Annotated in this window: 12 protein-coding genes; 10 read left to right on the top strand and 2 right to left on the bottom strand. The window is 71.8% G+C overall.

Going from position 1 to position 11,507, the window contains the following annotated elements; translation table 11 throughout:
- Positions 1–57: 57 nt before the first annotated feature.
- Positions 58–1,008, bottom strand: coding sequence for a hypothetical protein (locus tag ACFYQ6_RS08805; RefSeq protein WP_361576690.1), 951 nt, complete (start codon positions 1,006–1,008; stop codon positions 58–60).
- A gap of 199 nt (positions 1,009–1,207) precedes the next feature.
- On the opposite strand from ACFYQ6_RS08805, the gene ACFYQ6_RS08810 reads away from it, so the two are divergent.
- Complete coding sequence (locus ACFYQ6_RS08810; protein ID WP_361576693.1) at positions 1,208–2,110, top strand: oxygenase MpaB family protein; 903 nt, start codon at positions 1,208–1,210, stop codon at positions 2,108–2,110.
- Between the two features lie 30 nt (positions 2,111–2,140).
- Here ACFYQ6_RS08810 and ACFYQ6_RS08815 read toward each other — a convergent pair whose 3' ends face one another.
- Positions 2,141–2,740, bottom strand: a complete 600-nt coding sequence (locus ACFYQ6_RS08815; protein WP_361576696.1) for a methyltransferase domain-containing protein — start codon at positions 2,738–2,740, stop codon at positions 2,141–2,143.
- A 161-nt stretch (positions 2,741–2,901) separates the two neighbouring features.
- Between ACFYQ6_RS08815 and ACFYQ6_RS08820 the strand changes: the two genes are divergently transcribed.
- The 9 genes from ACFYQ6_RS08820 to ACFYQ6_RS08860 all read left to right on the top strand — a co-directional run bounded on the left by ACFYQ6_RS08820 (position 2,902) and on the right by ACFYQ6_RS08860 (position 11,365).
- On the top strand, positions 2,902–3,696 hold the full coding sequence (locus ACFYQ6_RS08820) for an MHYT domain-containing protein (protein ID WP_388761864.1): 795 nt from the start codon (positions 2,902–2,904) through the stop codon (positions 3,694–3,696).
- 109 nt (positions 3,697–3,805) lie between these two features.
- Positions 3,806–6,415, top strand: coding sequence for a nitrate- and nitrite sensing domain-containing protein (locus tag ACFYQ6_RS08825; protein WP_361576702.1), 2,610 nt, complete (start codon positions 3,806–3,808; stop codon positions 6,413–6,415).
- On the top strand, positions 6,412–6,849 hold the full coding sequence (locus ACFYQ6_RS08830; RefSeq protein ID WP_361576705.1) for a roadblock/LC7 domain-containing protein: 438 nt from the start codon (positions 6,412–6,414) through the stop codon (positions 6,847–6,849). Before ACFYQ6_RS08825 ends, ACFYQ6_RS08830 begins: the two co-directional genes overlap by 4 nt.
- Positions 6,850–6,903: 54 nt before the next feature.
- Positions 6,904–7,422: a DUF742 domain-containing protein gene (locus ACFYQ6_RS08835; RefSeq protein ID WP_361577247.1), complete on the top strand. Its 519-nt coding sequence runs from the start codon at positions 6,904–6,906 to the stop codon at positions 7,420–7,422.
- A 173-nt stretch (positions 7,423–7,595) separates the two neighbouring features.
- A complete protein-coding gene (locus ACFYQ6_RS08840) occupies positions 7,596–8,231 on the top strand; it encodes an ATP/GTP-binding protein (RefSeq protein WP_361576708.1) in 636 nt (211 codons plus the stop codon).
- Positions 8,232–8,447: 216 nt separating this feature from the next.
- Positions 8,448–8,858, top strand: coding sequence for a roadblock/LC7 domain-containing protein (locus ACFYQ6_RS08845; RefSeq protein ID WP_361576711.1), 411 nt, complete (start codon positions 8,448–8,450; stop codon positions 8,856–8,858).
- A 108-nt stretch (positions 8,859–8,966) separates the two neighbouring features.
- Positions 8,967–9,974, top strand: a complete 1,008-nt coding sequence (locus tag ACFYQ6_RS08850) for a DUF6397 family protein (protein WP_361576714.1) — start codon at positions 8,967–8,969, stop codon at positions 9,972–9,974.
- A 40-nt stretch (positions 9,975–10,014) separates the two neighbouring features.
- Positions 10,015–10,503, top strand: a complete 489-nt coding sequence (locus ACFYQ6_RS08855) for a GNAT family N-acetyltransferase (protein ID WP_361576717.1) — start codon at positions 10,015–10,017, stop codon at positions 10,501–10,503.
- A 217-nt stretch (positions 10,504–10,720) separates the two neighbouring features.
- Complete coding sequence (locus ACFYQ6_RS08860) at positions 10,721–11,365, top strand: LAETG motif-containing sortase-dependent surface protein (RefSeq protein WP_361576720.1); 645 nt, start codon at positions 10,721–10,723, stop codon at positions 11,363–11,365.
- Positions 11,366–11,507: the final 142 nt, after the last annotated feature.

Genomic DNA, 11,507 nt, shown 5'->3' on the forward strand with positions numbered 1-11,507 from the left:
TCCAGGATGAGGGCCTACGTGCCGTCGAGGCCATGCTCGACGGTCCGTAGGCCCTGGTCAGGACGGCCGGACGGCCAGTTCGTCGAGCGACTTCAGCAGCCCGGGCAGCTCGGGGCCGCGGCCGACCGTCATGATCTCGCCCGGCTCCTCGTCCAGCAGGACGAACGCGATGTCGTCGGTCCGGGCCACCAGGGACCAGCCGGGCCCGTCCGCACGCAGCGTGCGGGCCCCGCCGGGGGCGAAGGCGGAGCGGATCCGCCCGGGCGGGGGCGGGGAGGTGACATAGGCGCGGGCCGCCTCGAGCGCCCTGCGGACGCCGGGGTGCTGCCCGGGGGGCTCGCCGGTCTCCGAGGCGCTGTTCCCGGCGCCGCTGTCCTCAAGAGCGATCTCCCCTGCCACGTCCTCATCGGGTGCCGCGCCCACCGCGCCGGCCTTCGAGGCCGCGGCCTCCTCGCTGCGGCCGTCCTCGCCCGGCGCGTCCTGTGCCGCCCTGCCGAAGGCCGCCTCGTCGTCGATCTGCTCGCGCCAGGCCGCCCACTGCAGAGCGATCTCGTCGGCCCCGAGCCGCCGCTGCGGAGGCCCCCAGACCTCGGTGTCCGGCGGCGTCAGCGGCTTCAGGGGCTCACCCTCCACATCCGGGTCGGGCAACGGATCGTGCGGCGCGGGCACACCGGGCGCCGCGACCGACAGCGCGAGCGGCCACCCGGGCAGGGCGCACACCACCGAGCGGTCGTCGGGGGAGAGGTCGTACTCCATCCCGCAGTCCCAGGAGGCGATGGCGACCGCCACCAGCGAGACGTCGTCGACGACCACCGTCCAGCGCGCCCCGCCGCTGTCCTGGCCGAGGACCAGACCGTAACCCTCGGCGTACGGCTCCAGACCGAGCGCGCCGCACGCCGCCACGTAGTCGTCACCGAGCACGCTCGGGAACTGCGCGGGGGTCAGCAGCACCGCGGTCAGCACGAACAGTGCGTCGTCGTCGGCAACCGAGTCGTCCGTCCCTGCCACAGCACCCACCCTCATCCCTGGTCGCTTCTTCCGTCGGCGCACCTTAACTACTCGGTAACCCTGTCGTCGAGGCCCTGACAAGGGATGACGCTCACCTGCACGGAAGGTGCGGACGAGCCACGCGGGTCCCTCGCGCCGTGGTGCCTGCCCGCCGCGCCCCCGTAGGGTGGTGCATCCGGCCGACGAGGGGGAGAGCACGGTGAAGCGGTTCGAACGGCTCAAGGAGATCCAGCGTCTGGACCCGGAGCGGGACTTCCTGGAGATCTACCGGCTCACCGTGACGTACGAATTTCCCTGGGACGTCACCCGCGCGCTCGAACTCGCCCTGTACCGCACGTACGCCGTCCCCAGCATCGGGCGGCTCCTGGCGGAGACAGGCGAACTGACCGAGCGTTCGCAGAAGAGGTACGACGACACCGCGCTCCTGCTGGACGCCGTCGTGGAGCACGGCTTCGACAGCGAGGAAGGCCGCACGGCGGTCCGCCGGATCAACCGGATGCACCGCAGCTACGACATCAGCAACGACGACATGCGTTACGTGCTCTGCACGTTCGTCGTGACCCCCAAGCGCTGGCTCGACCTCTACGGCTGGCGCAGGCTGTCCGGCCACGAACTGCGCGCCTTCGCCGCGTACTACCGCACGCTCGGCGCCCGTATGGGCATCCAGGACGTCCCGCAGACGTTCGAGGACTTCGAGCGCACCCTCGACGCGTACGAGGAAGAGCACTTCGCCTGGGACGAGGGGGCACGCTCGGTCTCGGACGCCACGCTCGCCCTCATGGGCTCCTGGTATCCCCGTCCGCTCGCACCCGTCGTACGCAAGGCAAGCCTCGCGCTGCTCGACGACTCCCTGCTGCGGACCTTCCGGTACGAGCCGCCGGGGCCCGTCGCCCGGGGGCTGACCCGGGGTGCCCTGCGCCTGCGGGCGCGAGCCGTCCGTCTGCTCCCGCCGCGATCCACCCCGCACTACGCCCGCCAGAACCCCGAGATCAAGGGTTACCCGGAGGGCTACGTCGTGTCGGCGCTCGGCACGTTCCCCACCCCGGGAGTGCGCGGCTGCCCCGTACCGCACGGCAGGCCCGCGGAGACGCCGGCCGAGTGACGAGCCGAGGGCCGGGTCCTCCTCAGCCGCTCAGCCGACACGCACGGAGAGAGCCAGGAAGCGGTCGTCCTCGTCGGTGTACGACTCCAGCCGCCAGCCGGCCTCCGCCAGCAGAGGCGCGAGGCGGGGTTCGGCCCTGAGATCGTCGTCCGAGAGGGCGCGGCCGTGGCGTGCGGCGAGTGCGGCGCGCCCGACGGGGTGGAACAGCGCGAGCCTGCCACCCGGGCGTACCACCCGTGCCAGCTCCGTGAGCCCGCGGCCGGGGTGCGGCAGATGCGAGATCAGCCCGGCGGCGAACACCGCGTCGAGGGAGCCGTCGCTCAGCGGCAGCCGTTCGACGTCCGCCAGGAGCAGAGCCCCGCTCGTACCCCGCCCAGCCCGCAGCGCCGCGTCGAGCATCGCGGATGTCAGATCGGCCCCCACCACCGTGCCGTCGCGTCCGACCGCCTCGCGCAGAGCCGGCAGTGCGCGCGCGGTACCGCAGCCCGCGTCGAGAACCGCGTCGCCGGAGCGCAGGCCCAGTTCGCCGACGGCAGCGGCGTACGCCGGTCCGTCATCGGGGAAGCGGCTGTCCCAGTCGGCCGCCCGCGCGGAGAAGAATTCCTGGACGTGATCGTGGTCGTCGGCCATGCAGACATGATCGCGCAGTCCGTACCCGAACGAAACGACGCGAGGCGGTGCACTCGTTCGAGCGTGCCCCGATCGTGCGGGGACATCTCTCTGTCATATTTCAGCAGCTTTCGAAATGCGCCCCTGAAGTGCGCTCAGCGGCGGGCTACCGTCCCGGATCCATGGGACACCTGGACCACGCCACCTTCGGCTGGCTTACCCCCGTGCTGTCGTACGCGATGGCGTCGATCGGCGCCGCACTCGGCCTGCGCTGCACCGTGCGCGCACTCGGCACCAGCGGCAGATCACGCCGCAACTGGCTGCTCACGGCCGCGTCCGCCATCGGGACCGGCATCTGGACGATGCACTTCGTCGCCATGCTCGGCTTCGGGGTCACCGGAACCGACATCCGCTACGACGTGCCGTTCACGCTGCTCAGCCTGCTGGTCGCCATGCTCGTGGTGGGAGCGGGCGTCTTCACCGTCGGCTACAGCCGTGACCGCTCACGAGCCCTCCTCATCGGCGGTCTCACCACCGGACTCGGCGTCGCCAGCATGCACTACCTGGGGATGGCCGCCCTGCGCCTCCACGGCACCGTCGCCTACGACCCGTTGCTGGTGACGGTCTCCGTCGTCATCGCCGTCGTCGCCGCCACGGCTGCCCTGTGGGCCGCTCTGAACATCAGGTCACCGGGGGCGGTCGCGCTCGCGTCGCTCGTCATGGGAGCGGCCGTGAGCAGCATGCACTACACGGGCATGCTGGCCGTCGGCGTGGAGGTCGTGCCCTCGGGCTCCGAACTCCCCGGGGCCACCGTCATGCAGTTCATCTTCCCGCTCGCCGTCGGCCTCGGGTCGTACCTCTTCCTGACCTCGGCCTTCGTCGCCCTCTCACCGCCCGCCCGGGAACACCCCGCGGGGCGGGCGGACCTTCCCGCGGAGGACCACGCCCAACGGCCCGCGACGGCCCCGGCTCCCTGACCGCCGGGGGTCGCGACGGTCCCGGCCCTCCGGCCGCGGCGGGACCGCGACTCACCCGTCGTACACAGCATTCGGGGCCCACAGCTCCCCACCCGGAACGAGGAGGGCCATGCCCACACCCCGCACGACGACCCCGGATCCCGCTGCGCACACCGGCCGGACCGTGACCCCGCCGCGCGGCCGACGCGCACATGCCGGGCCGCCGGCGGACGAACGTCCCGAGCTCGAGGCGGGGCCCATTCCGCCGAGCGGGAATCCGCCGGGACGTGGTTCCCTGCGGCCCCGGACCGTGCGGGCGAAGATCATCTCGCTGCTGATGGTGCCGGTCATTTCCCTCCTCGCCCTCTGGGGACTCGCCACCGTCACCACGGCGCAGGACGTGGCGCGTCTGCGCGAGGACGAGCGCGTGAACAGCACGGTGCGTGCCCCGGTCACCGCCGCCGTCGGTGCGCTGCAGAGCGAACGCAAGGCCGCCGTGCGCCAGCTGTCAGCCCCCGGCACAGGGCACGCCACGGCCCTGAGACAGCAGGGTGAGCGTACGGACGCGGCGCTGGAGGCCCTGTGGCTGAGCGACGGTCACACCGTCGCCGACGCGGGGATTCTCCCCACGCGGGCGGCGGCCCGCCTCGGAACCTTCCTCGACACGGCACAGGAACTCCGCACCCTCCGCACCCGCCTCCTGAACCCTTCCGGACGCGAGACCCCTCCTCCAGGAGGCGCGACGGCTCCGTCCGGACGTGAGGCGGCCCCGGGCGGCGGGGTGGCTGACGCCTACGCGCGGTACACCGAGGTCATCACGGCGGGGTTCGGGGTCTCCGGCGCCCTGACCGGCATCCAGGACGCCGAGCACGGCATCGAGGCCCGGGTGCTCCTCGAACTCGCCCGCAGCGCGGAGATGCTGTCCCGCGAGGAGGCGCTGCTCGCGTCCAGCACCCTGACCGGGAACCTCGCCGGCGAACGACTACGGCTGTTCACGGGCGCCGTGGCGACCCGCCGCAGCCTGGCCGCAACGGCCGGGCCCGATCTGCCGTCCGGCGCACGACAGGCCTGGCGGACCCTCACCGACCGCGGTGCCTACCGCAGGATCACGGCCGCCGAGGACACCGTGCTCGCAGCCCCGCCCGGCCGCCGCGCCGCGAAGGCGGTGTCCACCGCGGCGTGGGAGCGCGACGCTGCCGAGGTGCGCACCGGGCTGCGTGGGGTCGAGACGGCAGCGGGTGACCGGGCGTCCGACCGCGCGAACCTCTTCGTACGCGCACTGTTCAGCCCGGCCGGAGCGGCCGTCGTGCTGGGGTTCCTCGCCGTCGCCGCATCCCTCGTGATCTCCGTACGGATCGGCCGCGCACTCGTGGTGGAACTCGTCAGCCTGCGCGACAGCGCACTGGAGATCGCGTGGCGCAAGCTGCCGCACGCGATGCGGCGCCTGCGTGCGGGTGAGGAGCTCGACGTCGCGGCCGAGGCACCCGCAGGCCGGCACTCCTACGACGAGATCGGCCAGGTGGGCGAGGCCCTGGACACCGTGCACCGGGCCGCCCTCGACGCCGCCGTCGAGCGCGCCGAACTCGCCAGCGGCATTTCCGGTGTCTTCGTCAACCTGGCCCGGCGCAGCCAGGTACTCGTCCACCGGCAGCTGGCCCTCCTCGACGGGATGGAACGCCGGGCGGAGGACCCGGGCGAACTCGGTGACCTGTTCCGCCTCGACCACCTCACCACCCGTATGAGACGCCACGCCGAGAGCCTGATCATCCTGTCCGGCTCCGCTCCCGGCCGTGCCTGGCGCATGCCCGTACCCCTCGACAACGTCGTACGCGCGGCGGTCTCGGAGATCGAGGACTACGCCCGCGTGGAGGTACGGGCCCTGCCCGACGCCGGTGTGAAGGGCACGGCGGTCGCCGACCTCACCCATCTGCTGGCCGAACTGGTGGAGAACGCGACGCAGTTCTCCCCGCCCCACACCAAGGTCCGGATCAGCGGCGAACCCGTCGGAAACGGTTACGCCCTGGAGATCGAGGACCGGGGGCTCGGCATGGGCCCGGAACCGCTCGCCGAGGCCAACCGGCGCATCGAGCAGTCCGAGACCCTCGACCTCTTCGACAGCGACCGGCTCGGGCTCTTCGTGGTCAGCAGACTCTCCGCCCGCCATCACATCAAGGTCCAGCTCCGCACCTCCGCCTACGGGGGGACCACCGCGATCGTCCTGCTGCCGACGGCGCTGCTCCGGAGCAGCGTGCCGGAGGGGGCACCGGCCGGCGCGGCCGAGTCCGGCGCCCACTCGACGACGGTGGCCCGGGACGACGTCGGCCGCACGGGTCCGGCGGCTGAACGTCCGCCCGCCTTCCCCGCCCCGGTCGCCGTACCGGCCCTCGAACCACGCGCGCCCGCCGAGGCGCGGCCGGAGGCGGGCCCCACGCAGAAGCCGGTGACGACTCTGCACCGGCGTGCGCGGGCCGCGGACGAGGAGGGTGAACTGCCCCGCCGCGTCAGGCAGGCCAGCCTCGTGCCCCAACTGCGGGAGCAGCCGAAGGCGGAGGGGCAGCACGGCACCGGCCCCGTGCCCATGGCCGAGCGCACTCCGGAGCAGGCCCGGGACCGTATGACCGCCTATCGCAACGGCTGGGTCCGTGGAGGGGGGGCCGCACCGGGGGCGAACGACCCCGGACGCTCCGCACGCGGAACCGTGTCCTCATTCCGGCAGCACACCGAAGGAGAGCAGACATGATCGTGAACGAAAGGCCGGGGAGGGCGTCCCGGCGCTCCGGTGAACTCGACTGGCTGCTGGACGACATGGTCGGCAGGGTCGCCGAGATCCGGCACGTGGTCGTCCTGAGCAACGACGGTCTGGCAGTCGGCGCGTCCCGTGCGCTGAGCCGTGAGGACGCGGAACACCTCGCCGCCGTGGCATCAGGTTTCAACAGCCTGGCCAAGGGGGCGGGGCGGCACTTCGGCGCCGGAGGCGTACGCCGGACGATGGTCGAGATGGACGACGGGTTCCTGTTCGTCGCCGCTGCTGGTGACGGCTCCTGTCTCACCGTCCTGACCACGGCCTTCGCGGACATCGGCCTGGTGGCGTACGAGATGGCGCGCCTGGTCAAGAGGGTGGGCGAGCACCTGGCCACCCCGGTGAGGCTCGCCGGACCACCGGCGACGGGCTGAGGACGGCGCGTGGGCGTGAGTGGGGGCGGAGTGCCGCCGGGTGGTGGGTTCGGTATGCCGCCCGGCGCCGAGCACGGTGAGCCTCGCGGCGCCGGACACGGGGGACAGCACGGCGCCGGACATGCTGAGCCTCGCGGCGCCGGACAAGGGGCACAGCGCAGCGGTACGCCGGCGGGCGACGAGGACGGCGAGCCTCCGGGCAGTCGGTGGTACGACGCAGACGCGGGCCCGCTGGTCCGCCCGTACGCGGTCACCGGGGGGCGTACGGGGCCGGGACCCAGCGGGGTGCGCTTCGACCTGATCGCCCTCGTGGCCGCCGACGGTGGCCCGGAGGGCCATGGCGGGGCACTGCTGGGTCCCGAGCACCGGGCCCTGCTCGCCCTGTGCCGGGACGAGACCCAGTCGGTCGCCGAGCTCTCGGCGGACGCCGATCTCCCGGTGGGAGTGGTGCGGGTACTCCTCGGCGACCTGCTGGAAGCAGGCTGTGTCCGCGTCAGCCGGCCCGTTCCTCCCGCGCAACTACCCGACGAGCGCATCCTGCGCGAGGTCATCGACGGCCTCCGGGCGCTCTGAGAACTTCCGTAACCGTCATGTGCACCTCCCACTCACGACGAATACCGACGCCGTCCGGGCAATGAACGAAGTAGTCCGGACATGTAAATCAAAAACCGTTCACCCCCTTCGGCGACCGCCCCTGCTTGCCATGCTGTCGCCCCTACTGACGGCTCTCGCGAGAGAAGTGATCGATGTCCTCCGAGCATGTGGACGGCGCAGGCGGCGAAGAGTCCGGGGACTCCACGGCCCTGGCCCTGAAGATATTGGTGGCGGGCGGCTTCGGTGTCGGCAAGACCACCCTGGTCGGCGCGGTGAGCGAGATCCGTCCGCTGCGGACCGAGGAACTCCTCAGTCAGGCCGGGCAGTCCGTCGACGACACCGGCGGAGTGGACCAGAAGACCACCACGACCGTCGCCATGGACTTCGGGCGGATCACCATCAGGTCCGGCCTTTCGCTGTACCTGTTCGGCACACCGGGACAGGACCGGTTCTGGTTCCTGTGGGACGAGTTGTCACAGGGCGCCCTGGGAGCGGTCGTCCTGGCGGACACCCGCAGGCTCGAGGACTGCTTTCCCGCCGTGGACTACTTCGAGCACCGCCGCATCCCCTTCGTCGTCGCCGTCAACTGTTTCACCGGTGCACGCACCTACGCCGAGGACGACGTCTCGCGCGCACTCGACCTGGACAGCGGAACGCCGGTGGTCCTGTGCGACGCGCGCGACCGTGCCTCCGGGAAGGAGGTCCTGATCCGGATGGTCGAGTACGCGGGCCGCATGCACACGGCCCGGATCCTGGACTCGGTCGGCCAGGCGGCGGGAGCGGAGTGAGAGCGGGGCCGGGCGACCGGCTGCGAGGTGAGGGCGGCGTGCGGCACCGTGCAGGCCGGCGGTGGCCGACTGTGTGCGCCGCACGCCCACCGAGACCGGCGGCCGGGAGGTGGCGTGAAGCCACGCCCCCCGGGTGGAGGGGTGCTTGCCCGCATGGGAGGCGTGCGCAAGGCTGGCGCGGAATGCGGGGAACGTATGAACGGGGAGGATGAACACATGGCGCTGGACCGGGGACTCGACTGGCTGCTTGACGATCTCACCAGCCGGGTGAAGCAGATCCAGCACGCGCTCGTGCTGTCGAACGACGGGCTGGTGACCGGAGCCAGCACCAGTCTGGCCCGGGAGGACGCGGAGCACCTGGCGGCGGTCTCGTCCGGGCTGCAGAGCCTCGCCCGGGGGTCCGGACGTCACTTCGGGGCGGGAAGAGCACGCCAGACCATGGTGGAGTTCGACGAGGCGCTCCTCTTCGTGACCGCGGCAGGCGACGGCAGCTGCCTGTGCGTACTGAGCGAGGCCGAGGCCGACGTCGGCCAGGTCGCCTACGAGATGACACTGCTGGTCAACCGCGTCGGTGAGCATCTCGGTGTGACGGTACGACAGGGCGCGGACCCACTCGACCGCCTCTGACCTGCGTGTCTGTGGACAGGGCGAAGTTGTCCACAGGCCGGAACGGAAACATCGCCCCCGGGCTACCGTGATCACGGAGAGTATTCGACCTCACGGGGGAGGACGGTCATGACCGTCACGGAAGCCACGCACACCAAGCGCACCAAGCACACCACAGCCGGCACGGGAGCCACTGCTGGAACGCCGGTGTCCCCAGCGCGAGCCGCTCAGGAACTGAACTTGAAGCGTGGTGAGTTCGACCTCGCCGTCCACCTGGGGCTGATCGAGACCGAACGGGCCGCGGGCGGGGTGACGCCGCGGGTCCGTCGCGGTGAGATCGACCGGCTGCGCTCGCTGCCCGGATTCCCCGAATCGCTGCGGGACCGTGTGCGTACGGCAGGGACGGCGGAAGGCGCGGCGCTGCTCGGAGTGAGCCCGGTGCGCTTCACCGGCCTCGCGCGCATCGGGTGCGTCTCACCGGTGGCGTTCTATCTGAACCGCTACCGCGCGGTCGTCTGGCTCTACCGCGTGGAGGAGCTTCTCGCCTTCGCCGCGGCGGAGCCGGACCTGGTCGGAGGGAAGAGTCCTGCCGGGATGCGGGCCATGCTCGACGCAGGCACCGACTGGCGCGCGCGTAACTGGCGTTCGCGCAGGGTCGACCGAGCGCTGAACCGCACGGAGGACCCATGGGTGCGCGCTGCCCTGCACGCCTCCGGGCTGGACCCTGTGCAGCTCGCCGAGGTGGTGGACGACCCGTACGAGCGCGCCTACCTCGCCCGGATGCGGCCCGACCCCGTATACGGCCGCCCGGGGTCCCTGGCCGGAAGGGAGGCCATGGCGAAGCTGATGCTCGCGGACGACCCCGACGAAATCCTCTGGCGCAGGGTGAATCTGACCCTGGAGCTGGACCGGGCACGCGAGACACGCCCCGCACCCCGGCCGGGCTGCGCACCCGTACCCCGGCGAGGCCGCGAACCGGCGCGCGGGCCGGGCCGGGAGACCACGCCCAGGACCTGGCCGGAGACGGCTGAGCCGACCGGCCCTGCCTCGCGCCGCACCGGCGCACGACGACCGGACCCGGGGCGGAGGCTGCTCGCCCGGCTCGGTCTGCGCAGGCCTGCGAGTGGAGATCACTAATGGGATTGCCGTGGGCAGCCCTCGCGGTCATCCTTGCCCCATGCTGATCAGACAAGCCACCGCCGAGGACTGGCCTGCCATCTGGCCGTTCTTCCATGAGATCGTCGCCGCGGGTGAGACGTTCACCTATCCCCTGGATCTCGGCCGCGAACAGGCCCAGGAGTGGTGGCTCCTGACGGAGCCGAACCGGTCGGTGGTCGCGGTCGACGAGGCCGGCACGGTCCTCGGCACGGCCAAGATGAACCGGAACCACATGGGCAACGGCGCGCACATCTCCAGCGCCAGCTACATGGTCGCCCCGCAGCACTCCGGACAGGGCGTCGGCCGTGCCCTGTGCGAGTACACGGTGGACTGGGCGCGTACGGCGGGCTACCGCGCCATGCAGTTCAACGCCGTGGTGGAGACGAACACCCATGCGGTCAAGCTCTACCGGTCTCTCGGCTTCGAGATCATCGGCACGCTGCCCGAGGGCTTCAACCACCCCGCCGAGGGATATGTGGGTCTGCACATCATGCACAAGCAGCTCTGACAGCACCTCCGCAGGCGGCCCGGGGACCTGCCGATGGGACGTATTCCGGCCATCCTGCGTGTGTCCGTCATGTCACAAGTAGCGCTGATCTGGGTGTCGTTGGTGGCTCGATGATGTGTGGGTGATGTGTGGGGGGCGGCTGCGCTTCCTGTGAGCGGGGGCAGTACTGTGCGCCCCACCGCCTTACCGGCGGGGAACTCATATGGAGGAAAAATCCATGACCATACCCAGGAGATCGTGGCGTGGCGCGGGAGCATTCGCGGCCGCTGCGGTGGTCGGCCTGGCAGGCGGAGTCATCTCCGCAGGCCCGGCCGCAGCTCACACCCCCACCTGGGCCGTGACCTGCTCCGAAGTGACGCTCAACCTGACGCAGTACTCGGCCGACGCCACCAACCAGGTGACCGTCTCCGTGGAGGGTGGCGACGTGCTGCTCCCCACGACCGAGTTCGGCAGGGACTACAGCACCAAGACGCCGCTCCAGCTCCCGAAGCACGACAAGGAGCTGACGGTCCGCCTGGTCGTCAAGGCCGGTGACAGCGACAGGTACTCGGTCGACCAGACCAAGACGGCGCCGGTGTGCGAGGGAACCACCCCGGAGCCCACTCCGACCGAGGAGACCCCCTCGGAGCCCCCGAGCACCGAGCCGACGAAGCCCGAGGCGCCCGAGCCCAGCGCGACGCCGAGTGAGACCGCCACGGAGGCCGCGCCTGCCCCGGCCGAGCCGAGCAGCAGCGCCCCCGACCTGGCCGAGACCGGCTCGTCGTCCGCGACGCCCGTGATCGGTGGAGCAGCGCTCGCGGTGCTGCTCGCCGGTGGCGGCATCCTGTGGTCCGTCCGCAAGCGCCGTAGCGTGCAGCACTGACGTACCCAGGCAGCCCGGGCCGTAGGTGGTCGAACACCTGCGGCCCGGTGACGGGGCGTACGGCGTCGGACCCCGACGCGGTACGCCCTTGTCGCGTCCAGGAGCATGTCCGTCCAGGAGCATGCCGCGTCCGTGAGCGCGG

The organism is Streptomyces sp. NPDC005494, assembly GCF_042872025.1.
In the GTDB taxonomy this organism is placed as follows: Bacteria; Actinomycetota; Actinomycetes; order Streptomycetales; family Streptomycetaceae; genus Streptomyces.

Coding starts and splice junctions, on each gene's coding strand:
- ACFYQ6_RS08840 (WP_361576708.1), top strand. CDS start 7,596: ATGTCCTCCGAGCATGTGGACGGCGCAGGCGGCGAAGAGTCCGGGGAC.
- ACFYQ6_RS08815 (WP_361576696.1), bottom strand. CDS start 2,740: ATGGCCGACGACCACGATCACGTCCAGGAATTCTTCTCCGCGCGGGCG.
- ACFYQ6_RS08825 (WP_361576702.1), top strand. CDS start 3,806: ATGCCCACACCCCGCACGACGACCCCGGATCCCGCTGCGCACACCGGC.
- ACFYQ6_RS08835 (WP_361577247.1), top strand. CDS start 6,904: ATGCCGCCCGGCGCCGAGCACGGTGAGCCTCGCGGCGCCGGACACGGG.
- ACFYQ6_RS08845 (WP_361576711.1), top strand. CDS start 8,448: ATGGCGCTGGACCGGGGACTCGACTGGCTGCTTGACGATCTCACCAGC.
- ACFYQ6_RS08850 (WP_361576714.1), top strand. CDS start 8,967: ATGACCGTCACGGAAGCCACGCACACCAAGCGCACCAAGCACACCACA.
- ACFYQ6_RS08855 (WP_361576717.1), top strand. CDS start 10,015: ATGCTGATCAGACAAGCCACCGCCGAGGACTGGCCTGCCATCTGGCCG.
- ACFYQ6_RS08820 (WP_388761864.1), top strand. CDS start 2,902: ATGGGACACCTGGACCACGCCACCTTCGGCTGGCTTACCCCCGTGCTG.
- ACFYQ6_RS08830 (WP_361576705.1), top strand. CDS start 6,412: ATGATCGTGAACGAAAGGCCGGGGAGGGCGTCCCGGCGCTCCGGTGAA.
- ACFYQ6_RS08860 (WP_361576720.1), top strand. CDS start 10,721: ATGACCATACCCAGGAGATCGTGGCGTGGCGCGGGAGCATTCGCGGCC.